General features: G+C 67.7%; 23 protein-coding genes. 12 read left to right on the forward strand and 11 right to left on the reverse strand.

The annotated features are described in order from the left end of the window. Positions 1 to 12 precede the first annotated feature (12 nt). Positions 13 to 1407 carry an aspartate aminotransferase family protein gene (locus WT53_RS03510; protein WP_034208859.1) on the forward strand — a complete coding sequence of 465 codons (1395 nt, stop codon included), beginning with the start codon at positions 13 to 15 and terminating at the stop codon, positions 1405 to 1407. Between the two features lie 141 nt (positions 1408 to 1548). Here WT53_RS03510 and WT53_RS03515 read toward each other — a convergent pair whose 3' ends face one another. Then, positions 1549 to 2481, reverse strand: coding sequence for an MBL fold metallo-hydrolase (locus tag WT53_RS03515; protein ID WP_034208860.1), 933 nt, complete (start codon positions 2479 to 2481; stop codon positions 1549 to 1551). Positions 2482 to 2783: 302 nt separating this feature from the next. Beyond that, entirely contained in the window at positions 2784 to 4169 is a 1386-nt protein-coding gene (locus WT53_RS03520) for an MFS transporter (protein ID WP_034208861.1), read from the reverse strand. Positions 4170 to 4430: 261 nt separating this feature from the next. Here WT53_RS03520 and WT53_RS03525 point away from each other — a divergent pair, with 261 nt between their 5' ends. Next, positions 4431 to 4718: a DUF1330 domain-containing protein gene (locus WT53_RS03525; protein WP_034208862.1), complete on the forward strand. Its 288-nt coding sequence runs from the start codon at positions 4431 to 4433 to the stop codon at positions 4716 to 4718. Between the two features lie 16 nt (positions 4719 to 4734). Here the strand turns inward: WT53_RS03525 and WT53_RS03530 are convergent, their stop codons facing one another. Together WT53_RS03530 and WT53_RS03535 are read right to left on the reverse strand one after the other, a co-directional pair. Beyond that, positions 4735 to 6435 (reverse strand): dihydroxyacetone kinase family protein, encoded by a 1701-nt coding sequence (locus WT53_RS03530; protein WP_034208863.1) that lies wholly within the window; start codon positions 6433 to 6435, stop codon positions 4735 to 4737. 241 nt (positions 6436 to 6676) lie between these two features. Then, on the reverse strand, positions 6677 to 7813 hold the full coding sequence (locus tag WT53_RS03535) for a sigma-54-dependent Fis family transcriptional regulator (protein WP_082725101.1): 1137 nt from the start codon (positions 7811 to 7813) through the stop codon (positions 6677 to 6679). On the opposite strand from WT53_RS03535, the gene WT53_RS31805 reads away from it, so the two are divergent. The 3 genes from WT53_RS31805 (at position 7812) to sfnG (ending at position 9991) form a co-directional block, all read left to right on the forward strand. Then, the gene (locus tag WT53_RS31805) at positions 7812 to 8105 is read left to right on the forward strand and encodes a hypothetical protein (RefSeq protein ID WP_080747843.1); all 294 of its coding nucleotides are present in this window, start codon (positions 7812 to 7814) and stop codon (positions 8103 to 8105) included. The genes WT53_RS03535 and WT53_RS31805 overlap by 2 nt on opposite strands. 184 nt (positions 8106 to 8289) lie before the next feature. After that, positions 8290 to 8850 carry an FMN reductase gene (gene msuE / locus WT53_RS03540; RefSeq protein WP_059781976.1) on the forward strand — a complete coding sequence of 187 codons (561 nt, stop codon included), beginning with the start codon at positions 8290 to 8292 and terminating at the stop codon, positions 8848 to 8850. Between the two features lie 37 nt (positions 8851 to 8887). Continuing rightward, a complete protein-coding gene (sfnG, locus tag WT53_RS03545) occupies positions 8888 to 9991 on the forward strand; it encodes a dimethylsulfone monooxygenase SfnG (RefSeq protein WP_034208865.1) in 1104 nt (367 codons plus the stop codon). Positions 9992 to 10051: 60 nt separating this feature from the next. Here sfnG and WT53_RS03550 read toward each other — a convergent pair whose 3' ends face one another. Next, positions 10052 to 10699: a LysE family translocator gene (locus WT53_RS03550; RefSeq protein ID WP_034209446.1), complete on the reverse strand. Its 648-nt coding sequence runs from the start codon at positions 10697 to 10699 to the stop codon at positions 10052 to 10054. Positions 10700 to 10810: 111 nt separating this feature from the next. Between WT53_RS03550 and WT53_RS03555 the strand changes: the two genes are divergently transcribed. Further along, entirely contained in the window at positions 10811 to 11662 is an 852-nt protein-coding gene (locus WT53_RS03555) for a LysR substrate-binding domain-containing protein (protein ID WP_034208866.1), read from the forward strand. Between the two features lie 22 nt (positions 11663 to 11684). Here WT53_RS03555 and WT53_RS03560 read toward each other — a convergent pair whose 3' ends face one another. Further along, positions 11685 to 12575 carry a LysR substrate-binding domain-containing protein gene (locus WT53_RS03560; RefSeq protein ID WP_060258512.1) on the reverse strand — a complete coding sequence of 297 codons (891 nt, stop codon included), beginning with the start codon at positions 12573 to 12575 and terminating at the stop codon, positions 11685 to 11687. Between the two features lie 153 nt (positions 12576 to 12728). On the opposite strand from WT53_RS03560, the gene WT53_RS03565 reads away from it, so the two are divergent. Further along, on the forward strand, positions 12729 to 15776 hold the full coding sequence (locus WT53_RS03565) for an FAD-binding and (Fe-S)-binding domain-containing protein (RefSeq protein WP_060258515.1): 3048 nt from the start codon (positions 12729 to 12731) through the stop codon (positions 15774 to 15776). 96 nt (positions 15777 to 15872) lie between these two features. On the opposite strand, the gene WT53_RS03570 is transcribed toward WT53_RS03565, so the two are convergent. The 3 genes from WT53_RS03570 to WT53_RS03580 all read right to left on the reverse strand — a co-directional run bounded on the left by WT53_RS03570 (position 15873) and on the right by WT53_RS03580 (position 18958). Further along, positions 15873 to 16175: a hypothetical protein gene (locus tag WT53_RS03570; RefSeq protein WP_059781966.1), complete on the reverse strand. Its 303-nt coding sequence runs from the start codon at positions 16173 to 16175 to the stop codon at positions 15873 to 15875. 87 nt (positions 16176 to 16262) lie between these two features. Then, positions 16263 to 17417: a branched-chain amino acid ABC transporter substrate-binding protein gene (locus WT53_RS03575; protein WP_034208870.1), complete on the reverse strand. Its 1155-nt coding sequence runs from the start codon at positions 17415 to 17417 to the stop codon at positions 16263 to 16265. Positions 17418 to 18058: 641 nt separating this feature from the next. Then, positions 18059 to 18958 (reverse strand): DMT family transporter, encoded by a 900-nt coding sequence (locus tag WT53_RS03580; RefSeq protein ID WP_060258519.1) that lies wholly within the window; start codon positions 18956 to 18958, stop codon positions 18059 to 18061. Between the two features lie 57 nt (positions 18959 to 19015). Here WT53_RS03580 and WT53_RS03585 point away from each other — a divergent pair, with 57 nt between their 5' ends. The 3 genes from WT53_RS03585 (at position 19016) to WT53_RS03595 (ending at position 21408) form a co-directional block, all read left to right on the forward strand. After that, on the forward strand, positions 19016 to 19993 hold the full coding sequence (locus WT53_RS03585) for a LysR substrate-binding domain-containing protein (RefSeq protein WP_060258522.1): 978 nt from the start codon (positions 19016 to 19018) through the stop codon (positions 19991 to 19993). Positions 19994 to 20213: 220 nt separating this feature from the next. Continuing rightward, a complete protein-coding gene (locus tag WT53_RS03590) occupies positions 20214 to 20882 on the forward strand; it encodes a hypothetical protein (protein WP_059498761.1) in 669 nt (222 codons plus the stop codon). Positions 20883 to 20940: 58 nt separating this feature from the next. Then, positions 20941 to 21408 carry a hypothetical protein gene (locus WT53_RS03595; protein WP_060258527.1) on the forward strand — a complete coding sequence of 156 codons (468 nt, stop codon included), beginning with the start codon at positions 20941 to 20943 and terminating at the stop codon, positions 21406 to 21408. 89 nt (positions 21409 to 21497) lie between these two features. On the opposite strand, the gene WT53_RS03600 is transcribed toward WT53_RS03595, so the two are convergent. Next, complete coding sequence (locus WT53_RS03600) at positions 21498 to 22670, reverse strand: porin (RefSeq protein ID WP_060258530.1); 1173 nt, start codon at positions 22668 to 22670, stop codon at positions 21498 to 21500. 149 nt (positions 22671 to 22819) lie between these two features. Continuing rightward, positions 22820 to 23653 carry a helix-turn-helix transcriptional regulator gene (locus tag WT53_RS03605; RefSeq protein ID WP_060258533.1) on the reverse strand — a complete coding sequence of 278 codons (834 nt, stop codon included), beginning with the start codon at positions 23651 to 23653 and terminating at the stop codon, positions 22820 to 22822. 238 nt (positions 23654 to 23891) lie between these two features. Here WT53_RS03605 and WT53_RS03610 point away from each other — a divergent pair, with 238 nt between their 5' ends. Further along, positions 23892 to 25013 (forward strand): polyamine ABC transporter substrate-binding protein, encoded by a 1122-nt coding sequence (locus WT53_RS03610; RefSeq protein ID WP_060258536.1) that lies wholly within the window; start codon positions 23892 to 23894, stop codon positions 25011 to 25013. Positions 25014 to 25023: 10 nt separating this feature from the next. After that, a partial coding sequence (locus WT53_RS03615; protein ID WP_156447853.1) for an ATP-binding cassette domain-containing protein occupies positions 25024 to 25217 on the forward strand: 194 nt, incomplete at its 3' end.

The raw sequence follows: 25217 nt of genomic DNA on the forward strand, positions 1-25217 counted from the left end.
AAGGAGCACATCATGCAAAAATCGATCGACGCACTGCTGCGCGAGGACCGCGCCCACTTCATGCACCCGTCGACGCACGCATACGATCACGAGACCGGCGCGCTGCCGGGCAAGATCGTGCGCGGCGGCGAAGGCATCCGCATCGAGGATCACCAGGGCAAGCGCTATATCGACGCGTTCGCCGGCCTTTACTGCGTGAACATCGGCTACGGCCGCACCGAAGTCGCCGACGCGATTTATGAACAGGCGAAGCAGCTCGCGTATTACCACACGTACGTCGGCCACGCGTCGGACGCGATCATCGAGCTGTCGTCGCGCATCATCGACTGGTCGCCGGCGGGGATGAAGAAGGTCTACTACGGGATGTCGGGTTCCGACGCGAACGAGACGCAGGTCAAGCTCGTCTGGTACTACAACAACGTGCTCGGCCGCCCGAACAAGAAGAAGATCATCTCGCGCGAGCGCGGCTATCACGGCTCGGGCATCGTGACGGGCAGCCTCACGGGCCTGCCGAGCTTCCACCAGCATTTCGATCTGCCGATCGACCGCGTGAAGCATACGGTGTGTCCGCACTGGTATCGCAAGGCGCCGGCCGGCATGAACGAAGCGCAGTTCGTCGCGTACTGCGTCGACGAACTCGAGAAGCTGATCGCCCGCGAAGGCGCCGATACGATCGCCGCCTTCATCGCGGAGCCGGTGATGGGCACGGGCGGCATCATCGAACCGCCGGCCGGCTACTGGCCCGCGATCCAGGCCGTGCTGCGCAAGCACGACATCCTGCTGATCTCCGATGAAGTCGTGTGCGGGTTCGGGCGTCTCGGCTCGAAGATGGGCGCGCAGCACTTCGGGATCGCGCCCGATCTGATCACGGTCGCGAAGGGCCTGACGAGCGCCTATGCGCCGCTGTCGGGCGTGATCGTCGGCGAGAAGGTGTGGGACGTGATCGCGCGCGGCTCGCAGGAGCACGGGCCGATGGGGCACGGCTGGACGTATTCGGGCCATCCGGTATGCGCGGCCGCCGCGCTCGCGAACCTCGCGATCCTGGAGCGCGAGAACCTGGTCGGCAACGCAGCCGACGTCGGCGGCTACTTTGGCGCGAAGCTGCGCGACGCGTTCGGCGCGCATCCGCTCGTCGGCGAGGTACGCAGCGTCGGCATGCTGGCCGCGCTCGAGTTCATGGCCGACAAGGACGCACGCACGCCGTTCGATCCCGCGCTGAAGATCGGTGCGCAGGTGTCGGCGGCCGCGTTGCAGCGCGGCGTGATCGCGCGTGCGATGCCGCACGGCGACATTCTCGGTTTCGCGCCGCCGCTCGTGATGACGCGGGCAGACGCCGACGAGATCGTCGCGATCGTCAAGGATGCAGTGGACGAGGTCGCCGAGCGGAACCTGTCGGCCGTCGCGTGATGTTCACGCGGTCCTGATGCGCGCTTCGGCGCGCGATGCAACGCCGCCGCATGCAAGTGCGGCGGCGTTTTTTCTTGCCGATACGGTCTGGAAAAGGCGTCGGTGCATCGCCTGAGGTGCACGTCGGCTACCGACATATCATCAGTAGTCCCACACGACCGGAACGAAACGGAACCCGTCGCCGTGCCTTGCAACATGGCCGATGGACGGGAACGCGACATGGGCCGCGGCCAGCAGCGCGCCGGTGTCCGCGGCTTCGTTGAACAGCGCGATACGCACGTCGACCGCCGCGTCCGGATCGTGTTCGAAGCCGTTTTGCCAGTCGGGATGGTCGAAGTTGACCTCGAAGATCGCGTCGCCCGCGAACGTCAGCTTTTCTCCGTTCGATGCGACGTCGACCACGCAGTGCCCGGGCGTATGGCCGCCCGTCACCCGCGCCGACACGCCCGCGGCGACTTCCACGGTCCGGTCGAACTGGACGATGTTTTCGCCATAGAGTGCCACGAACCGCGCCGCCGCCTTGCGCAGTGCGGGCGGAACGGTTTCCGGCATCACCGTCTTGCTGAAGTCGGGATTTTTCCAGAACGCCACTTCCGCGGCCGATACGTGAATACGGACGTCCGGGCGCAGCTTCGCCTTGACGCCTTCGACGTTCAGCCCGCCGACATGGTCCATGTGCATGTGCGTGATCACGATATCGGTGATCGCTGCCAGGTCGATGCCGGCCGATTCCAGACGCATGACCGAGCGCCCGGCGCGCGTGAAGTATTCGAAGCCGTCGCCCACGCCCGAGTCGATCAGGATCAGACGGTCGCCGCTGCGCACGAGCGCGATGTTGAGCGCCCAGTCGAACATGTCGCGTTGCAGGAAGCGGCCGTCGAACCAAGCGTTGCGGTCCGCTTCGCTCACATTGGTCGACATGGTGGAAGTCGGCAGCGGCAGCACGCCGTCGCTGATCAGCACGACATCGACTTCGCCGATGCGCACGGCGTAGCGGGACGAAACGAGCTCGCCCGAACCTTCGTTGCCCAGGCGGGCGATGACGGGCTGGACGTTGCGGATGGGTGCGTTCATGTTCAGTAATCCTGTTCGTCGAGTGGGGATCGAGCCGCGCGACGCTGCGCGGTTCGCGAGCGCGATCGTGACGATCGCGCGCTTCGGTTCGACCGGATTTCGATCGAACGTTGCCAGCGATTGTAGTGACGGCCGACACACGCCAACAGCGTTGCACGCGTGCACATCGTGTTGTCCGGGCGACAACAATCCGATAGTGGGGCTTCGCCGCCCGAAATGCACATCGCCCACCGTCCGTTGCCGGACGACGGGCGATGCAATGGATGCCGTTTATGGGAAGCCGGGCGCCGCCGGCGCGCGGGTCAGCCCGGCTGACCGGGAAGGGTGTCGCCGCGCAGCGAACACCCGCGCGTCTCGATCACCGCCAGCAGCGCGATCAGCCCGACCGCGCAGGCGGCCATCATGTAGTAGGCGGGAATCAGCGCGTTGCCGGTCTTGCCGATCAGCCAGTCGTTGACGATCGGCGCGGTGCCGCCGAACAGCGACGTCGACACGTTGTACGCGATCGCCATTCCCGCATACCGGACGTGGGTCGGGAACATCGCCGGGAACATCGCGGAAATGGTGGCGAGCTGCGGCACGTAGAGCACGCCGAGCACCGCGAAGCCGATGAAGGCGCCGAGCGGGCCGTGCGTCATCAGCGTGAACATCGGCACGGCCGCGACGAACAGCCCGACGAGCGAGATCCACCACATCGTCTTGCGGCCGACGCGGTCCGACAGCCAGCCGGCGAACGGCAGCAGCACCATCATCGCGAGCATGCCGATCAGCGGAATCAGCAGCGACATGTTCTCGCTGACGCCGAGCTCCTTGTGCATGTAGGTCGGCATGTACGCGAGCAGCACGTAGTTGACGACGTTCAGCGCGACGACGAGCCCGCCGAGCAGCAGCAGCGGCTTCGCGTAGCGCACCAGCAGCAACCGGATCGGCAGCGCGGCGGCGACGTTTTTCTCGCGGCGGTGCGCCTGTTCCTCGAGTTCGCGGAACACCGGCGTTTCCTCGAGGCGCGAGCGCAGATAGAAGCCGATCAGGCCGAGCGGCGCCGCGACCAGGAACGGCAGGCGCCAGCCCCACGCATGCATCGCCGAATCGCCGAGCAGCAGCGCGAAGCCGAGCATCAGGAACGCGCCGAGCGAGAAGCCGGCGAGCGTCGCGAATTCGAGAAAGCTGCCGCACAGGCCGCGCCGCGAATCGGGCGCGTATTCGGCGATGAAGGTGGCCGCCCCCCCGTATTCGCCGCCGGTCGAGAACCCCTGCACCATGCGCAGCACGATCAGCGCGGCCGGGGCGAGCCAGCCGGCCGTCGCGTAGCTCGGCAGCAGGCCGACGAGCAACGTCGCGCCCGACATCGTCAGGACCGTCAGCGCGAGCACGCGCTTGCGGCCCAGCCGGTCGCCGAGCGGCCCCCAGAACAGGCCGCCGAGCGGGCGGATCAGGAACGAGATCGCGAACGTGCCGAGTGCGAACAGCGTCGCGCTCGCGGTGTTGCCGGGAAACAGCGCGGCGGAAATGTACGCGAGACCGTACGCGTAAATACCGTAATCGAACCATTCGGTCGCATTGCCGAGGGCGGCGGCCGCGATCGCGACCCGCGGCAGACAGTGCGGCTCGTCGCCGCGTTGGGTGGTCGCGTCGTCGGGAGTCGACGACGCGGCGGAAACGGAAGTCCACGATGGCACGTATCGCATGAGGGATCCTCGCTATCAGCATGCGCCCGGGCGGGCGCCGACGAGGATCAAAGTAATCCCGCCAATTTGCGATGCCGGATGTCATAGGACGATGTGGGGATCGGGGTTTTCCCGTGCCGGGCTGGGGGCTGGCGCGGGCCGCGGCTGGCGCTTCGCGGCGCCGGGCGGCGAACGGCGGTAAGCTGCACGCTGCCATGCAGGTCGATCGGACCGTGCAGCGCGTGGCGTCCCTTTTTTCACCTTCCATCAGGAGCGCGTATCGTGGCGACCTACATCGTTTTTACGCGGGAAAGCACGCAGGACCAGCATGAGCTCGACACCTATTCGAGCCAGGTCGGTGCGACCCTTGCCGGCCATCCGGTGAAGGTGCTCGCCGCATACGGGCCGCAGGAAATTCTCGAGGGGGACGGCCCGGAAGGCGTCGTGATCGTCGAGTTCCCGTCGAAGGAGGCCGCGCACGCGTGGTATCACGGCCCCGAATACCAGCGGGTCGTCCAGCATCGGTTCAAGGGCGCCCGCTATCGCGCGGTGCTGGTCGAGGGCGTCTGAACGCGGCCGCGCGTCGTTACCGGACGTGCGGCTGCAACGCCCGCAACCAGTACGCGACGGCCACCGCCCCGCCGTCCGGCGTACCGATCGCCCGCTCGCCCAGATAGCTTGCCCGCCCCGCGCGCGGCGTCATGCGCGCCGTTTCCTGCGCACCTTGCTCGGCCGCTTCGACGGCCGCCATCCATGCGCTCGCGGGATCGCGATCGCCGTCCAGCGCGCGGCTGAATGCGTCGACGGCCGGCACCAGTGCATCGAGCATCGTCCGGTCGCCCGCCCGCGCGCCGCCGAGTTCGCCGATCGAATCCACCGCCGCGCGGAATGCCGCTGCCCAGTCGCGCGGCGACGGCTCGGCGATGTCGGCCAGCCGGCGCGACGCGCGCAGCAGCGCGGTCGCGTAGAACGGCCCGGAACTGCCGGCGATCGCGCGGCGCAACGCGGCGCCGAGCGCCGCGAGCGCACCCGATGGCGTGCCGTACGCGGTGTCGGGCAATTCGAGGATCGTCTGCGCGGCGCGCCGCATGCTCGCGCCGAGATCGCCGTCGCCGGCTGCCGCATCGAGATCCGTCAGCGTCTGCTCGTGATCGATCAGCGTCTGCGCGACCGCGTGCAGCGCCGGTTGCAGGCGCGCGGCCCACGCGCGACCGGCCGCATCGAGCGGCGGCGGTGGCGCGTCCTGCGACGCGGCCGCGGCCACGCGGATCCGCGTGTTCACGAGGCCGCCGCCCGGCCATGCGCGCGCCTGCGTCGGCGCATCGAGCAGCGCCGCGCGCTCGTCGTTCAGCCGCAGCACCGAGATCGAACAGCCGGGCATGTTCAGCGCGGACAGGAACGTGCCGGCCCACGCGCGGGCGACGACGATGCCGCGCCGGCTCAGGTTGTCGAACGCGGCGCGCAGCACGATCGCGAGTTCCATGTCCGGCGTCGCGCCGAGGCCGTTGACGAACAGCGCAACGCGTTCGTCGCGGTCGAGCACGAGATCGGCGACGATGCTCGACAGCAGCGTGTCGGCCAGCGCATCGGCCGGCAGCGGCGCGCGGCGCTCGACGCCTTTCTCGCCGTGGATGCCGAGGCCCAGCTCGATCTCGTGATCGGCGAGGCTGAAGCCGGACTTGTCGGCGCCCGGGATCGTGCAGCCGTCGAGCGCGACGCCCATCGTGCCGAGCTCGGCCGCCGCGTCGCGCGCGATGCTCGCGACGCGGGCGAGCGGCAGCCCGCGCGCGGCGGCAGCGCCCGCGAGCTTGTGGATCAGCACGGTACCGGCGATCCCGCGTCGCTGGCCGCGCTCGACGCGGCCGCGCAGCGACACGTCGTCGGCGACGATGACGGTTTCGACCGGAATGCCTTCCGCGCGCGCAAGCTCGGCGGCGAGCCCGAAATTGAGCCGGTCGCCGGTGTAGTTCTTCACGATCAGCAACGCGCCGTTCGGGCCGGCGCTCGCGCGGATCGCGGCGAGCACGGCGTCGGTCGACGGCGACGTGAACACTTCGCCGCACACGGCCGCGCTCAGCATCCCTTCGCCGACATAGCCGCCGTGCGCGGGCTCATGGCCGCTGCCGCCGCCGGACAGGATCGCGACCGGCCGCTGCGACGGCTCGGGCAGCGGCTGGCGGACGAGCACGTGCTCGTCGCCGAGGATCGCGAGATGCGGCGATTGCCGCGCGATGCCTTCCAGCATTTCTCGCACGACGTCGGACGGGCGGTTCACAAGCTTTTTCATGGCGACGGATTCCGGACGGGTGAACGGGGTTCGGCCGGGCGCGCACGGGCGCCGGACGACTTTCGTTTTCGTGTTGCGGAGGATCGTGCGTGACCCGTTGCCGGTCGCCGACGGTCGCATGACGGGCGACCGGACGCGGGGCGGGCAACGAAGCGTGCGCTTCGCGCCACGATACATCAGGTTCGGACGTCGCGGCGCAGATCGCGACGCGATGGCGCCCGGGGGCGCAGCGGCGGCGCCGCTATTTCAGCGCGGAAATCGCCTTCGCGCGAATCAGCCGCGCACGCAGCACGTTACGGCTGATGCCGAGCAACTGCGCGGCCCGGATCTGGTTGCGGTGACTGAATTCGAACGCGACACGCATCACCGTGTCCTCGATACGTTCGAACAGATTGCCGTGCCCTTCGTCGAACAGGTCGCGCAGCGCGTGTTCGAGCGCTGCCTGCGCGTCGGTGGACGAACCGGCTGCGGGCGCGGCAGCGGTCGGCAGGCACGACGGCGCGATGTGCAGGTCGGTGTCCTGCAGCGCGTCGTGCCGGCTCACCAGCAGCGCGTGATGGATCACGTTCTCGAGTTCGCGGATATTGCCGGGCCAGCCGTGTGCCTCGAGCCGGCGCTCGGCGCGCGCATCGATGCGGCGTGGCCCGCCGCCGAGCCGGTCGCGGTAAATGTCGAAGAAGTGGCGCGCGAGCGGCAGGATGTCGCCCGGGCGCTCGCGCAACGGCGGGACCGCGAGCTGCACGACGTTGAGCCGGTAGAACAGGTCGCCGCGAAACCGCCCGGCCGCAACCGCCTGCTGCAGGTCGACGTTGGTGGCCGCGACCACCCGGACGTCGACCGGAATGCCCGTGCGCGAACCGAGCCGCACGACCTCGCGCTCCTGCAGCACGCGCAGCAGCTTGACCTGCATCGCGAGCGGCAAGTCGCCGATTTCGTCGAGAAACAGCGTGCCGCCGTGCGCGGCTTCGAACCAGCCGGGCTTCGCGCTGAACGCGCCCGTAAACGCGCCTTTCTCGTGACCGAACAGTTCGCTGTCGACGAGCGTGTCGGAGAATGCGCCGCAGTTCACCGCGACGAACGGCCCGTCGCGACGCGCGCCGAGCGCGTGCACGTGGCGCGCGATCAGCTCCTTGCCGGTGCCCGTCTCGCCGACGATCAGCACGTTCGCGTCGCTCGGCGCGACGCGGCGAACCTGTTCGAGCAGCGCGAGCGAATGCGGATCGGCGAACACCTGCGCATGCGCGCGGGCCGGCGCGTGACGTTCGGGCAACGTGAGCACCGGCGCCGCGTGCCCGGCGGGCTGAAGTCCGGCCGGGTCGCGGGACGCGGCGACGACGCGAAGATTGAACGGGCGCGGCGATGCGGAAATGGAAGTCATGGCGATGAACCGTTGGATGGCCGGGCAAAGCGGGCCCGTGCCGGCGGGCGCCGCGGTGTGGCTGCTGCGTAGTCAGCAGAGTGTTGAACGTTTCGCCGCGCGCGAAAAGCATCGATTTCTGATAACCAAAGCGCGATTGCTGCGGAACCTGCAATGGCGAGCAAGAGCGGCGGTGCGACGACGTCGAAGCGTCGAATTCGACGCTGGCGCGCGCGATGCGTTGCTGCCTGATCAGCAGTGCATCAGCAAATCCGCTGCGCCCGGTTCATCGTGGCGCGGAATATCGATGTGACGCGTGAGCCGGGATGCTTGCCACTATCGCGCATTTGGCGGAACGCCAGTGCCGGCGGGCGATGGCAAAAAATTTCGTCATCCGGATGAAATTTCCTTCACGCATCCGCGCCAATGGCACGCTCCTTGCTGACCCGAACCGGTATCGCCGCACTGCACGCGGCTTCACCACGGGAACGCATCGCATGAGCCACCCTCTCAACGTCGTCGCGATATCGGGCAGCCTGCAGCGGCCGTCGCGCACGCTGGCGCTGACCGACGCGATCGTCACGGCGCTCGGCGCCGCGCTGTCGATCGACGCGCGGCTGATCGAACTCGGCGAGATCGGCAGCCGGCTGGCCGGCGCGCTCACGCGCGCGCAGGTGCCGGCCGATCTCGACGCGCTGATCCGCGCGATCGAGACGGCCGATGCGCTCGTCGTCGCGAGCCCGGTGTATCGCGCGTCGTACACGGGCCTCTTCAAGCATCTGTTCGACCTCGTGCGCCACGACGCGCTGGTCGACGTGCCGGTGCTGCTCGCGGCCACCGGCGGCAGCGAGCGTCATGCGCTCGTGATCGACCACCAGCTGCGCCCGCTGTTCAGCTTCTTCCAGGCGCGCACGCTGCCGATCGGCGTGTACGCATCCGAAAGCGATTTCGACCGGTACCAGATCGCGAGCCCGGCGTTGCGCGAGCGCATCGCGCTCGCCGTCGACCGCGCGGTGCCGCAACTGCGCCAGCACGCGCTTTCCGCCGCGGCCGCGTAAGCCGCTTTTTCGTTTCCCCTTCGACCAGGACACTTTCATGAGCCTTTCCGACTCTTCCGCCGACGGCGTCAAATTCGCGTACTGGGTGCCGAACGTCAGCGGCGGCCTCGTCGTCAGCACGATCGAGCAGCGCACCGACTGGAGCCTCGAATACAACCAGAAGCTCGCGCGCACGGCCGAAGCGGCCGGCTTCGACTATGCGCTGAGCCAGATCCGCTTCACGGCCGGCTACGGCGCCGAATACCAGCACGAATCGGTGTCGTTCAGCCAGGCGCTGCTGCATGCGACGACCAAGCTCAAGGTGCTCGCGGCGATCCTGCCGGGGCCGTGGCATCCGGCCGTGGTCGCGAAGCAGCTCGCGACGATCGACCACATCTCGAACGGGCGCATCGCGATCAACGTCGTGAGCGGCTGGTTCAAGGGCGAATTCACCGCGATCGGCGAGCCGTGGCTCGAGCACGACGAACGCTATCGGCGCTCGAAGGAATTCATCCAGGCGCTCAAGGGCATCTGGACGCAGGACAACTTCACGTTCAAGGGCGACTTCTACCGCTTCAACGATTACACGCTGAGCCCGAAGCCGGTGCAGAAGCCGCATCCGGAAATCTTCCAGGGCGGCAGCTCGCGCGCGGCGCGCGACAACGCGGCGAGCGTGTCGGACTGGTATTTCACGAACGGCAATACGCCGGAGAACCTGAAGGCGCAGATCGACGACATTCGCGCGAAGGCGGCCGCGAACGGCCATCGCGTGCGCATCGGCGTCAATGCGTTCGTGATCGCGCGCGACACCGAGGAAGAAGCGCGGGCCGTGCTCGACGACATCATCCGGCATGCGCACGTCGAAGCGGTGCACGCGTTCGGCGATGCGGTGAAGGAGGCCGGCAAGGCGTCGCCCGAAGGCGAGGGCAACTGGGCGAAATCGACGTTCGAGGATCTCGTTCAGTACAACGACGGCTTTCGCACGAACCTGATCGGCACGCCGCAGCAGATCGCCGAGCGGATCGTCGCGCTGAAGGCGATCGGCGTCGATCTCGTGCTGGCCGGCTTCCTGCACTTCATCGAGGAAGTGGAATACTTCGGCCGGCGCGTGCTGCCGCTCGTGCGCGAACTGGAGGCGCGGCGGCAGGCCGTTGCCGCGTGACGCCCGTCCGACGCACGCGCGTGGTCCGCGATCGCGCAGGACCGCGCGGCGGCGTGACGTTCACGCGACGCCCGCCAGCCTCGATGCCTCGATCACCATCTGCACGCCGAGACTGCCGAGGATGATGCCCATCGCCCAGCGCTGCGCGAGCAGCAGCGTCGGGCGGCCGTGCAGGAACGTCGCGAGGCCGCTCGAGCAGAGCGCCACCAGCCCGTTGGCCGACGCGAACGCGGCGATCAGCAGCGAGCCGAGAAACAGCGACTGGCCGAACACGCTGCCTCGTCCGTAGTCGATGAACTGCGGCAGCAGCGATACGAACAGCATCGCGAGCTTCGGGTTCAGCACGCTGGTCGTCGCGCCCATCGCGAGCAGCCGCAGCGGTTGCTCGGCCGGCAGCGCCTTCACCTCGAACGGCGAGCGGCCGCCGGGCCGCACCGCCTGCCATGCGAGGTACAGCAGATAGGTTGCGCCGACCGCGCCCAGCACGCTGCCCGCATAGGGCACGCTCATGAACAGCGTCGTGATGCCGAACGCGGCGGCGAACATGTAGAACAGGTAGCCGATCATCACGCCGGCGAGCGAAATGAGCCCGGCCGCCCGCCCCTGCGCGATCGAGCGCGACATCACGTAGACCATGTTCGGCCCTGGCGTGACCGCGAGCATGCCGCCGATGACGAGAAACCCGTAGAGCGATCCGGACGTGTGCATGTTTTCCGCTTCCTGCATCGAATGAGTGCCGATGGCGTCGATTGTCCGGCGATGGAGGTGAACAGTAAAACGGGATAAACTGAATCGATTGATCAGTTTTTCTGAATCGACATGAAGAAGCTCGACCTCGATGTGCTCGCGATGGTGGTGGCCGTCGCGGAATCCGGATCGTTCGCGCAGGGCGCCCAGGCCGTGCACCGGTCGCCGTCGGCGGTGAGCATGCAGATCAAGACGCTCGAAGACGCGCTCGGCAAGCCGCTGTTCATCCGCGACACGCGCAACGTGACGGCGACCGACGACGGCAGGATGCTCGCCGATTACGGCCGCCGGATGCTCGCGATGCGCGACGAGGCGTGGGCGTCGGTCGTGCGTCCGGAGATGCGCGGCCGCGTGACGATCGGCGTGCCCGACGACTACATCTCGTCGCTGCTGCCACAGGTGCTCGGCAAGTTCGCCGCGATGCATCCGCGCGTGGAAGTGCGCGTGATCGGCCAGCCGAGCAGCGCGCTCGTGCCGATGCTGAAGGACAACACGGTCGACCTCGCGTGCCTCACGCGAATCAAGGGCGTGACGGGCGAGCTGATCCGGATGGAGCCGCTCGTCTGGGCCGGCTCGCCGACACGCGACGTGTGGGAAGAGCGGCCGCTGCCGGTGGCGTTTTTCACGCACGGCGGCAGCATGGCCCGCGATCACGCGGTCAGGGCGCTGAACCGGCGGAAGATTCCGTACCGGATGTCATACGAAAGCCCGAGCTTTCTCGGCCTGCTCAGCATGGTCGAGGCCGGCCTCGCCGTCGCGCCGCTCGCGCGCTGCTGCGTGCCCGATCACCTGTTGCAGCTGACGGAGAGCCACGGGCTACCGTCGCTCGGTGAACTCGAGGTCGTGCTCGCCCGCAGCGCGCAGTCCGCGCGCCCGCCGTGCGACTACCTCGCCGAGCAGATTCTCGGCGAATGGCGCGCCTGACCGGCCCGTCGCCGGCGGCGCGTCAGCACGACGTCAGCAGCCATTCGCGGAAGGCGACGAGCGACGGCAGCGTTTCGTTGCCCGGCGGGTAGACGAGGTAATAGCTGCGCTGGCTGGTGATCGCGTCGCCGATCGAGTCGAGCTCGCCACGGCTCAATTCGTCCTCCACGAGCACCTTCGGCACCAGCCCGATCCCCATTCCGGCATGCACGGCCTGGATCAGATGCGACGTCAGCTCGAAGCTCGGGCCGATGCGCATCTTGCGATGATCGAGCCGATAGTGCGAGAACCACTCGGCCCAGGCCTGCTGATTGCTCGTCACGCCCAGCAGCGTCTGCTTCGCGGCCCAGGCCGGCGTGCGCGCGTCGGCCTTGCGGCCGCTGCCCGCGACGGGCGGCGCGATCGCGATCAGGAACTCGTTGTACAGCCGATGCGCATGCAGGCCCGGCCAGTCGCCGGCGCCGACGGTGATCGCCGCGTCGAGGTCGTCGTTGAGGAAATCGATCGCGCCGATTCGCGAATGAAGGTGCACGGTCACGCCCGGATGTGCGGCATAGAAGCCGTGCAGGTGCGGCAGCAGCCATTTCGACCCGAAGGTCGGCAACGTGGCCAGCCGGAGCGAGCCGGCGCCCGCCCGATGCGACATCGCCTGCAACGTCGCGCCGCGGATGCGTCCGAGCGCGCCGGTCAGCTCGCCGAAGTAGCGGCGGCCGACGTCGGTCAGCTTGACCGAGCGGCCCTCGCGCCGGAACAGCGGCACGCCGAGCTGATCCTCGAGCGTCTGCACCTGCCGGCTGATCGCGCTCTGGCTCAGCGACAGCTCCTCGGCCGCGCGCGTATAGCTTTCATGCCGCGCGGCGGCCTCGAACACGAGCAGCAGCGACATCGACGGGGTGAGGCGGCGGTAATTCATGAGTTTTATGCAAGTTTAGCCGGGGAAGAATTCGTTTGTTTATAGAGGATTATCGAAAGATACTGGAATTCCCGGTTGCGCGGAAACTTGCCAAAAAATCATGTTTTGGTGCGCGCGAACCGGCCTGCTCCACCCACATTGCGTTTTCGCCCCATGTCGATCGTCCCGTTGCCTCGTCCCGCCAGCCCGTCCGCGAACGTCTACCGCGATTTTCTCGCCGCGCTGCAGGCGGCCGGCTTCGCCGGCGAAATCCGCGCGGATCACGCGAACCGGACCGTGCAGGCCACCGACAACTCGATCTACCAGCGCCTGCCGCAGGCGGTGATCTGCCCCGCGCATGCGGACGACGTCCAGTTACTGGCCCGGCTGCTGGCCGAGCCCGCGCACCGCGACGTCGCGGTGGCCGCGCGCGGCGGCGGTACCGGCACCAACGGGCAGTCGCTGACCGACGGCATCGTCGTCGACCTGTCGCGGAACATGAACCGGATCCTCGAAATCGACGTCGCGCAGCGCTGGGTGCGCGTGGAGGCGGGCGTCGTCAAGGATCAGCTCAATGCGGCGCTGAAGCCGTACGGGCTGTTCTTCGCGCCGGAGCTGTCCACGTCGAACCGTGCGACCGTCGGCGGGATGATCAACACCGACGCGAGCGGGCAGGGTAGCTGCACGTACGGCAAGACGCGCGATCACGTGATCGCGCTCGATTTCGTGCTGATGGGCGGCGAACGGCTGCACAGCGACGCGCTCGACGATGAGGAGCTGGAACGCCGCTGTGCGCGGCAGGACCGCGTCGGCCACGTGTATCGCACCGCGCGGCGCATCAGCGACGACAAGGCGGCGCTGATCGACGCGAAGTTTCCGAAGCTCAACCGCTGTCTGACCGGCTACGACCTCGCGCACCTGCGCGAACCGGACGGCCGTTTCAACCTGAACAGCGTACTGTGCGGCGCGGAAGGGTCGCTCGGCTTCGTCGTCGAGGCGAAGCTCAACGTGCTGCCGATCCCGAAGTTTTCGGTGCTGGTCAACGTGCGTTATGCAGGCTTCATGGACGCGCTGCGCGATGCGCGCGCGCTGCTCGAACACCGGCCGCTGTCGATCGAGACGGTCGACTCGAAAGTGCTGATGCTCGCGATGAAGGACTTCGTGTGGAGCAGCGTGGCCGAGTATTTCCCGCAGGACGACGCGCATCCGACGCTCGGCATCAACCTGATCGAATTCAGCGGCGACGACGAACACGACGTCGATGCGCGCGTGCGCGCGTTCGTCGAGCATCTGCGCACCGATACGAGCGTGACGCGTCTCGGCCATACGCTGGCGGCCGGCGACGATGCGGTGAAGCGCGTGTATGCGATGCGCAAGCGCGCGGTCGGCCTGCTCGGCAACGTGCAGGGCGAGGCGCGCCCGCAACCGTTCGTCGAGGACACGGCGGTGCCGCCCGAGAACCTCGCCGCGTACATCGCCGAATTCCGCGCGCTGCTCGATGGCCACGGGCTGCAGTACGGGATGTTCGGCCACGTCGATGCGGGCGTGCTGCACGTGCGTCCGGCGCTCGACATGAAGGATCCGAAGCAGGCGGCGCTGGTGCGGCCCGTGTCGGACGCGGTGGCCGAACTCACGCAACGTCACGGCGGCCTGCTGTGGGGCGAGCACGGCAAGGGCGTGCGCTCCGAATATGCGCCGGCGTTTTTCGGCGAGCTGTATCCGTCGCTGCAGCAGTTGAAGGCCGCATTCGATCCGCACAACCAGTTCAACCCGGGCAAGATCGCGACGCCGCCGGATCGCACGCTGCGGTTGCTGAAGATCGACGAAGTGCCGACGCGCGGCGATCACGACCGGCAGATCGACGAGCGCGTGTGGCAGAGCTACGGCACCGCGATGCATTGCAACGGCAACGGCGCGTGCTACAACTTCGATCCGGACGACGCGATGTGCCCGTCGTGGAAGGCGACGCGCGAACGCGTGCAGTCGCCGAAAGGGCGTGCGTCGCTGATGCGCGAATGGTTGCGCCTGCAAGGGCAGGCCGGCGTCGACGTCGTCGCGGCGGCGCGCACGCGGCAGCCGCTCCTGCGCGGTCTGGTCGAGCGCTGGCGCAACAGCCGCCACGCCCGTCGTGGCGACACGGATTTCTCGCACGAGGTGTACGACGCGATGGCCGGATGTCTCGCATGCAAGTCGTGCGCGGGACAGTGTCCGGTCAAGGTCAACGTGCCCGAGTTCCGCTCGCGCTTTCTCGAGCTGTATCACCAGCGCTACCGGCGGCCGCTGCGCGACTACCTGATCGGCTCGCTCGAATTCACGATGCCGTGGATGGCGCGCGTGCCCGCGCTTTACAACGGGCTGATGGGATCCGGCTGGGTGCGGGCGCTGCTCGAGCGTCAGGTCGGCATGGTCGACAGCCCGCTGCTGAGCCGCTTCGATCTCGCGGCCGTGATCCGCGCGTGGCGCGTGAAGCCGGCCGACCCGCATGCGCTCGCCGCGCTGAGCGATGCGCAGCGGGCGCGCAGCGTCGTCATCGTGCAGGATACGTTCACGCGCTATTTCGATACCGAGCAACTGGCGACGCTGATCGAGCTGGCGGCGCGCCTGGGCTATCAGGTGTGGCTCGCGCCGCTCGCGCCGAACGGCAAGGCGCTGCACGTGCAGGGCTTTCTGCAAGCCTTCGCGAAGGCGGCGATCCGCAACGCGACGCAACTGGCCGCGCTGGCGCGCTCGGGCGTCGCGCTGGTCGGCCTCGATCCGGCGATGACGCTCACGTATCGGCAGGAATATCTGAAGGTGACGGGGCTCGCCGACGTGCCGAAGGTCGCGCTGCCGCAGGAGTGGCTGCTGGATGCGCTACCGGAAGCCGGTGCGGGAGGGGCGACGGTTTCATATCGGTTGTTGCCGCACTGCACCGAGAAAACCAATGCGCCGGACAGCGGCAAGCAATGGGCGCAGGTGTTCGCGCGTCGCGGGTTGCGCCTGCAGGTTCAGGCGGCCGGGTGTTGCGGGATGTCGGGCACGTACGGGCACGAGGCGCGCAATCTCGCGACGTCGAAGACGATCTATGCGCAGTCGTGGGCCGCGCACGTCGATGCGCCGGACGAGGAAGGCGAAGCGCTCGCGACCGGGTATTCGTGCCGCAGCCAGGTGAAGCGCCTGTCGTCGAAACAGGTGCGCCATCCGTTGCAGGCGCTGCTCGATCATGTGCGGGCGGTGGGGTGACGACGGGGCGGTGCGGGCCGAGCGGCCCTCCGAGGAGGCGTCGATCGAGCGTCGAGCGGCCATCCCCGTGCCGCTGTCGACCTTCGCCGGCGCGGGTCAGGCGTCGGCTTTCGCCGTCTTCCGCGACCGCGGTTTGTCCGCTGCGGGCAGCACGCCGACGCCGCGCGGCCGTTTCGGCTCGATCCGCATTTGCCGGATCACGCGCCGGAAGTCGATCTCGTGCGCGGCCAGCGTGCCGATCAGTTTCGCGATGACCGCGAGGTGGGAAGGGACGGTGCCCTTGCTCGAATAGTTCGTGATGGAGCTTTCGTTCATCCGGATCAGGCGGGCGAACTCGCGCGCCGTCAACTGCGCCTTCTTCAACTCCTGTTGGAATTCCGCATACGCCATTGCACACATGATGCTTCGTCTCCGTGAATCAGAATTCGCCCCGCGTGGCGCCGGCGCCGACGGGTGGCGTTCCCGTCGTGCCGGCGCCGCGTCGGGTTACATCTTCACCTGGTCGAGGAAGGTCTTCTTGCCGCTCTTGTAGCCGTAGATCGAGATGACGCCGTGCGTCAGGTCGCCCTTCGAGTCGAACGTCGTCGTGCCGATCACGCCGTCGTACTTCGTCGCCGGCATCGCCGCGAGGATCTTCGCCGGGTCGGTCGAGTTCGCACGCTTCATCGCGTCGACCGCGATATAGACCGCGTCATACGCGAACGGCGCGTCGAACTTGATGCCCTGGTTGAAGCGCTTCTGGTACTTCGCGAGGAAGTCCGCGCCGCCCGGCATCTTCTCGAGCGCCGCGCCGGCCTGCGAGCACAGCACGTTGTCGGCCGCCGGGCCGGCCAGTTCGGCCAGCGAGTCGGTGCACACGCCGTCGCCGGACAGGATCTTCGCGCGCAGGCCGAGCTGCTTCGCCTGCTTCGCGAGCGGGCCGCCGGTGGCGTCCATGCCGCCGTACATGATCGCGTCGGGGTTCTCGCCCTTGACCTTCGTCAGGATCGCGCGGAAGTCGACCGCCTTGTCGTTGGTCGCGTCGTGCGACAGCACCTTCAGGCCGAGCGCCTTCGCCTTCTTCTCGAACTCGTTCGCGAGGCCCTGGCCGTACGCGGTCGAGTCGTCGATCACCGCGACGCTCTTCACGCCCTTCGATTGCGCATAGCTCGCGAGCGCCGGGCCCTGCTGCGCGTCGGTCGCGACGACGCGGTAGGTCGTCTTGAAGCCCTGCTGCGTGTAGGTCGGGTTCGTGGCCGACGGCGAGATCTGCACGATGCCCGCGTCGCTGTAGATTTTCGAGGCCGGGATCGACGTGCCCGAATTCAGGTGGCCGATGACGGCGACGACCTTGTCGTCGACGAGCTTCTGCGCAACCTGCGTCGCCTGGCGCGGGTCGGCCGCGTCATCCTGCGCGTCGAGTTGCAGCGTGATCTTCTTGCCGCCGATCGTCAGCCCCTTCGCGTTGATTTCCTCGACCGCGAGGCGCGCGCCGTTCTCGTTGTCCTTGCCGAGGTGCGAGATGCCGCCCGTCGTCGGTTCGACGCTGCCGATCTTCACGACCTGGTCGGCCATCGCGCTCGACGCCGCCGCGAACGCGGCGGCAGCCAGTGCAACGGTGATCAGGGGTTTGCAGCGCATGCCGACAGTGCTTCGTTCCATCTGCCATCTCCGAATTGAATGTCTTTCTATTGACGTCTCGACCGGCCGGCCGCGGGCCGGGGCGATCGGACGATTTTCCATACCCGTCACGGGCGTCGCTTGCACGGTGTCCGGCCGGGTGACCTGCCGCCCGGGCGAGCGGGCGGGTGCCGCACGCCATGCAATTCGTATGAATATATCGGAACCCGCTTCCGTGTGCTGCGGCGCACTGCATGGCGGACCGCTGCGGCATGCGCCAGCGCGCGGATGTCGAGGCTTCCGGATACCGCAGATCATGCGCCGCGGCGGCCCCCGGATTGCGGTTCGCTGTCGTTGGCCTTACGGCCGCATCCATTATTCGGCCGGTTGCCTCGGCGAAGCCATGGACACTGGCGCCCGGTCAATCGGGAACTGTTCGGTCGATTTGTCTGCACAGTTTGGTCAATGGCGAACGGCGTATCCGGTTTCGTGGTCATGCTCCATCGAGCGCGATCGCTGTCGTTATGCAACTAACGGTCAAGTTCGGCCGCGCCGGCAAGTGGGTGGCGATTACACCGACCGAACCATCCATCGAGATCGGCAGAGACGGGGGCCGCTTTGGGGCCGGCGTCGCGGCAAATCCGGAGCGTCGCGTCGGCCGCGCCATTCGCCGCACGCTGACCCTACGACCGTCCGCGCCATGCGACGACGACCACGCCGACAATCGCCAGCAGGCCGCCGCACGCCGTCGCGATGCCCGGCAGCTCGCCGGTCAGCACCACCGACAGCAGCGTCGCGACCGCCGGCGTCAGGTAGAGAAAGTTGGCCGCGCGCGCCGCGCCGAAGTAGCCGAGCGCGAAGGTCCAGGTCGCGTAACCGAGCGCGGCGGGAAAGACGCCGAGTACGATGACGGCCAGCGCCGTGTCGCGCGACCCGTCGCCGAGCGACACGAGCGCGCCGGGCAGCCAGGGCGCGAGCAACACCGCGCCGGCCAGCAGCGTGTACGCGGTGCACGGCAGCGCGCCGTACACGGGAATCAGCCGCCGCTGCAACACGAAATAGCTGGCCGAACACAGCGCCGCGCCGAGGATCAGCGTGCTGCCCGAGCCGAGGACGAGGCCGCCGGGCTGCCCTTGCGCGATCACCGCGATGCCGGCGAGGCTGACGAGCGACCCGAGCCAGCCCCAGCGATTGAAGCGCTCGCGCAGAAACGCGGCGGCCAGCAATGCGGTGAAGATCGGCAGCGTGTTCACGATGAAACTCGCCGCGCCGGCCGACACGGTCCGTTCGCCGGTATTGAGCAGTGCGTTGTAGAGCGCGATGCCGAGCAGGCCGCACGCGAGAAAGCGCCACGCATCGCCTTTCGCCGGCAGCGGCGGCCGTCGCCAGGCGAGCCATGCGATCACGAGCAATGCGGCGGTCGCGAAGCGCGCGGCCGCGAGCTGCAGCGGCGCGAGGCCGTGCAGGCCGATCCGGATGAACGGGAACGCGGACGCCCACGAGACGATCGTGAACGCGACCGCGGCTGCCGCGACGAGCGGTTGTCGCGCGCCGCGCGACGTCGGTGAAGAAAGGGTATTCATGCGGCCATGGTGCAGCGTGGCGAGATGTTAAGCTAGCGCACAGATCAACACCCGGATATGAATATGGCTCACAGCTCGGGATCGCGGCGGGCCGACGGCTCGGCGCGTGCGCGTCAGGCGGCCGGCGGGCTGTCGGCCGCCGCGCCGATGCCGGGCCCGCGGCCGCCGCTCGCGAGCCTGGAGACGGTCTGCACGGTGGCGCGCGAGGGTTCGTTTCTCGCGGCCGCCGACGTCTCCGGCGTCACGCACGGCGCGATCAGCCGCCGGGTGGCTGCCGTGGAAAACTGGCTCGGGATGGCGCTGTTCGAACGGCATGCGCGCGGCGTGCGCCTGACGCCGGACGGGCAGCGCTTCGTCGGCCGGATCGAGCAGGCGTTCGCGATCATCGACGGCGCGGCCGATCAGTGGCGCACGCCGCGCACGCCGCGGCTGGTCCGGATGAGCGTGGTGCCCGCATTCGCGCAGCTGTGGCTGCTGGAGCGGCAGCAGGCGCTCGAGAACGAAGCGCCCGCGTTGCGCATCGAGCTCGGCATCGAACTGCGCAACGTGGATATCGCCGGCGGCGAAGCGGATCTGTCGATCCGGTACGGGCGCGGCAACTGGCGTCGGCTCGACACTCGCCCGTTCATGCCGGAGCGGCTGTATCCGGTCGCGCATCCGCGGCTCGCCGCGCAACTGGCCAGGATGCGCCGCGCAACGGGCGACGCCGCGCTGCTCGACATGCCGTTGCTGCACGATTCCGACGTGACCGGCTGGCGCACGTGGTTCGATGCGCTCGGCATTCCGTTCAAGCCGCGCGCGCAGGATCGCCGGTTCGAGGATTACAACCTCGTGCTGGCGGCGGCCGAAGCGGGGCTGGGCGTGGCGCTTGCGCGAACGCCGCTGGCGGATGCGTATCTGCAGCGCAGCGCGCTCGTGCGCGTGAGCCGTCACGAGGTCGATTCGCCGCTCAGCTATCACTTCGTGCACGCGAAGGGCGAGAATCGGCCGGAGGTCTTCGCGTTGATGGAACGGATGGTGAAGGCGCTGCGCTAGCGCGCACCCGGCGGTTCGCGCAGGCGGCCGCTTCGGCACGCGCGTCACGCATGCGACGGGCCGCCCGTTCCGTTCGTTCGGCGGAGGACGCCGAATCGTTACAATGCAGCCGCGGAAAACGGCGAGATCGCCGCAGTGAAGCGGAATCGCGCCTTTGCCCGATGGCAGGGCAATCACCAACCATTGCAGTACGGGTTCAAATTTGCACAAAAGGGAACCGATGAATAGACCAGACAAATCGTCGAAAGCGCGTGCGGCGCTGGATCAACTTTTTTCCGGCCTGGCGCCTGCGGACGCGAAGCGCGCATCGCCGCGTCCGGGCAATCCGTTCGAAGCGGACGACGAGGTGTCGAATGCATCCGGCGGTCGCGGCGGAGTGGAAGTCACGCTGTCGACCCGCATCCAGCTGCGCGGTTATCCGAGCGCCGACGCGTTCATGAAACGCATGGCCGAAGCGTGGGGCCTCGAGTGGGGCACCTACGACAGCGTCCGCGCGGTGGCGACGCTGCCTGCCGGATGGCGCTCCCGCCGGCTTCCCGAAGTCACGCAGATCGTCGACGAGCGCGACGTGCTGCGCGCCGAGAGCAGCCTGCAGGGCGGCGAGATGTCGTATCTGAAGGTGTATCCGCGCTACTACATCGATGCGCGCAAGCGTTTCGGTTGGACGAAGTCGTCGAAGGCATCCGACGATCCGGATCTCGACGGTCCCGACTGGAACTGCTTCGTGGTTGATCGGGAAAAGTCCGTCGAAGTGCATGAGCTGACGACGTCGTCGTTGAAGGCCGACATGGACAATGCGCGGGCGACGCTGCTGAAATGGCTCGACGAGCACTATCCGAAACATCGCGACCCGTTTGCGTACTGGTCGGACTGCGAAGGGGCGTCGTAAGCCGGGTTTGCACGGCGGTTCGCTCGATGCATCGACCGGCCCGCCACGAGGACGACCATTGAAACGAGCGAGTGTGGTCCCGATGCTCTGGGCGGCGTTCGGCGCGGCGGTCGGATCGACCGTCGTCGAGTTGCTGCTCTGGGCAATCGCCGGCGACGACGCCGTCCGAAATCTATTGCGCGACGCACGCCTCACGGCCGCGATCGTGATGGGGCGAAGCGTGCTCGATACGTCCGGCGGCTTCGATCCGCCGGTCATGGGCGTGGCGACGTTCGTGCACGCGATGCTTTCGCTCGTCTATGCGGCCGTGCTGGCACGGCTGGTCCACCGGCTGTCGTACGTGGCCGCGCTGCTTGCGGGCGGCGCGTTCGGGCTCCTGCTGTACGGCGTGAACCTGTACGGCTTCACGGCGATCTTTCCGTGGTTCATCCCGGTGCGCGGCGCGATCACGCTGATCGCCCATCTGATCTTCGGGATCACGGCCGCAGTTGTCTACTGCGTTGCCGGACGTCACGCTACACGCTGATCCCGGCATCGATCGCCGCGGGCACTGCCACCCTCGTCCGTCTTGTGATCCCTGGAATGACCTGCGGCGATCGTCCTGCGACGTGACGATCAGAACTTGTGGCGAATGCCGACGATCGCGAGTTCCTGCGTATCGGTGCCGGCATTCACGCCGTACGAGCCGACCGATGCGGCGGCCTTCACGATCTTGCCGCTCGCGTCGAGCGTATTGCCGCTCGCCTTCTGATAGCCGAACAGCGCATACAGGTCGGTGCGCTTCGACAGCGCGTAGTCCGCGCCGAGGTTGACCTGGTTGTAGTGCGCGGAAGCCGGGCCCGTCAGCGACGTGTAGTTGTAGCCGACGCCCGCGCGCAGCGCCGGCGTGAACTGCCAGTTGAAGAACGCCGAGCCGTTGTTGAACTTCGCGTTCCGGTTGAATGCCGACAGCGTGTCCGCGCCGTATTGCGTGTTCGAGTACGCGAGGCCGAAGGTCGCCGGCCCGGCCACGTACTGGCCGGCCACGCGCACGATCTGGATCGACTTCGCGCTCGAGAAGCCCTGGTTGATCACGGTGTTGAACAGCGTGTCCGAGCTGCTCGACCACGTGCGCACGCCACCCGCGACCGTCGTGCCGCCGTTCGCGTAGAAGTAGCCGGCGCCGAGCGACAGCGGGCCGTTCGCGTAGCTCGCGCCGAAGCTGTACGTGCGGCCGCTGCCGGTCGCGCCCGCGACGCCGCCGAAGCCGTACAGCGCGGCGAACTGGAAGCCGGAGATCAGCGGGCTCGTGTATTTCACCGAGTTGCTGACGCGCAGGCTGTTGTCGTAGTTGTCGAGATCGCCCGGCGTCGCGAACACGCCGCCGAAGTAGTTGTCTTCCGTGAGGCCCTGCACGAGATCGACGACCGGATCGTACTGGCGGCCGAGCGTCACGGTGCCGTACGTGCTGCTCGCGAGGCCGACGACGGCCTTGCGGCCGAATTCGCGCTGGCCCTGGCCGAGCGCGCCGGTGCCGATGTTGAAGCCGTTCTCGAGCTGGAACAGCGCGGACAGGCCGCTGCCGAGATCCTCGATGCCGCGCAGCCCCCAGCGGCTGCCCGACAGATTGCCGCTGCTGAACTTCACGAGGCTTGACGCGTTGCTGCCGTTCGCGTTCTGCGCGTTGTGGACGTACGCGATGCCCGCGTCGGCGATCCCGTACAGCGTGACGCTGCTTTGTGCGTGGGCGCCGTTGGCGGCGAGCGCGGCCGGCAAGGCGAGCAGCGCGAATGACCGGATCTGTTTCATGGTTGGATTCCCCCGTTGGTCGATTGGTCTGACGAGTCGGTGCACGATACGGACGACGCATCGTCAAGGGAACCAATAAATTGTCGGATCGTTATGAGGCGGCGCGGCGATGGGTGCGCGCGCAACGGACCGGCGTCCCGGGCGGGGGCCTATGCGTCGAGCCGCCGCGACGCGTTTCTCAGGACGAGCGTCATCAGTTGCCGGCGCGAATCGACGCCGAGCTTGGCGAACGCACGCTTCGCGTACGTATCGACGGTGGACGTCTTGAGCCCCATCGACTGCGCGATCGCGGCCGACGTCATGCCCTGGATGAACGATGCGCACACGTGCATCTCGCGCGCGGTCAGCCGTTCGCGCCATTCCGGCAACCATTGCGCAACGAGGTCGAGATCGAACTCGTCGCGTGACGTGTCGTCCGCGGAGACCGAGCCGAGCAGGCGCTTGTGCGCGGAGGCCATCGGCAGCACGATCTGCGACAGATGCTTCAGCAGACTCAGCTCTTTCAGCGAAAACGGCGGTAACCGCCGCGAGCGCGCAATCGAGATCGAATAGCGCGTGCCGCCCGTCACGCCGGCGATCACGCATTCGTCGTGAATGTCGCCGGCGTCGAAGAACAGATGCCGGAGTTCGCTCGCGACGCGCTGCGCGGACACCTGCACCAGCTGTACGTCGCTTTCGGTTTCGATCGCCGCGTACGTCGCGTCGTCGCTCGCGTAGCTGCGGTAGTAGTGGCGCATCACCTGCGCAATCAGCTCGGGCTCGCGGCCGAAGCTGCCGATCCAGCCGACGCTGCGGCGGCCCGGCGCGGTGCCGCGTTCGTAGTCGAGATGCACGGCGTCGAAGTCGACGTAGCGCATGAGCGTGTCGTAGACGACCCGCATGAATTGCGGAGTCCCGACGGCTTGCGCGATATCGCCGAGCGTTTCGGTCACGAACGCGACGTGGCTCAGCGGCAGATCGGGGGCGGGCGGCGCAGCGCTCATGGCGTCGGGATCGAAGGTTTTTCAGGTGGCGTTACAGGTATCACGACAATTTTCGACTGACTATCCGGAATCCACCCAAGCGGCCGCGAGGGATCTCGCCGCTTGTCCCGGTTTTCGGGACTGACGCTGCGCGCCGCGATCTCTACATTGCTCCTTGTGCTGAACACCGCTTGACGGCGTTGACGCAAGTCCCGCCGGACCGGGCGCAACGGCCGATCCCCATTACAAGGAGAACCCCATGCGTGTCCGTATCCGTCGTCAACCGGCCCTGCGCGCGGCGCTCGTCATATCGGCGGGCCTGGCCTTCACAGCCAGCCCGTCTGCCCGCGCGGGCGACGCCAACCTGAACGTGTACAACTGGTCGCAGTACGTCGCGAAGGACACCGTGCCGAACTTCGAGAAACAGTCGGGCATCAAGGTGCGCTACGACAGCTACGACAGCGACGATACGCTGCAGACCAAGCTGCTCGCGGGCAGCTCGGGTTACGACATCGTCGTGCCGACCTCCAACTATCTCGCGCAACAGATCCAGGCCGGCGTGTACCAGAAGCTCGACAAGTCGAGGATTCCGAACCTCGCGAATCTCGACCCGGTGCTGATGAAGATGATCGCGAAGGTCGATCCGGGCAACCAGTACGGCGTGCCGTGGGCATGGGGCACGACGGGGATCGGCTACAACGTCGAGGCGGTGCGCAAACGGCTCGGCGAGAACGCGCCGACCGATAGCTGGGCGCTGCTGTTCGACCCGGCGAACGCGGCGAAGTTGAAGGGGTGCGGCATTTCTCTGCTCGACGCGCCGGACGCCGCGTTCGCGGCGACGCTGCAGTACATGGGCAAGGATCCGAACAGCAAGAATCCGGCCGATTACCAGGCGGCCTACGACGTGCTGAAGAAGATCCGCCCGTACGTGACGCAGTTCAGCTCGGCGGGCTACTCGGACGATCTCGCGAACAACGACGTGTGCGTCGTGCTCGGCTGGTCGGGCGACGTCACCGTGGCGCGACGGCGCACGCTGGACGCGAAGCGTTCGTACGAGATCCGCTATGTGAATCCGAAGGAAGGCGGCCTGCTGTGGTTCGACGTGATGGCGATCCCGAAGGACGCGCCGCACCCGCAAGCCGCGCTGAAGTGGATCAACTACATCGAGGAGCCGAAGACCAACGCCGAGATCACGAACGAGATCTTCTATCCGAGCGCGAACAAGGCCGCGCGCGCGTTCGTGACGCCGGCGCTCGTACAGGACCCGAGCGTGTACCTGTCCGACGGCATGATCGCGAAGACGGCGCTCGCGATGCCGAGAAGCGCGGACATCGCCCGGATGCAGAACCGGCTGTGGCTGCAGCTGAAGTCGGGCGGTTGAGGGGGCGACGATGATCCATACGCCCCTCGCCGCACCGGCCACGGCCGGTGCGCGCCGCGACGCGGACGCGTTCGTGCGCATCGAAAACGTCGTGAAGAAGTTCGGCGACAGCACGGCCGTCGACAACGTGAACCTGACGATCGCGAAGAACGAGCTGTTCGCGCTGCTCGGCAGCTCGGGCTGCGGCAAGTCCACGCTGCTGCG

The sequence above is a fragment of the Burkholderia sp. MSMB2157WGS genome, assembly GCF_001532755.1.
GTDB lineage: Bacteria > Pseudomonadota > Gammaproteobacteria > Burkholderiales > Burkholderiaceae > Burkholderia.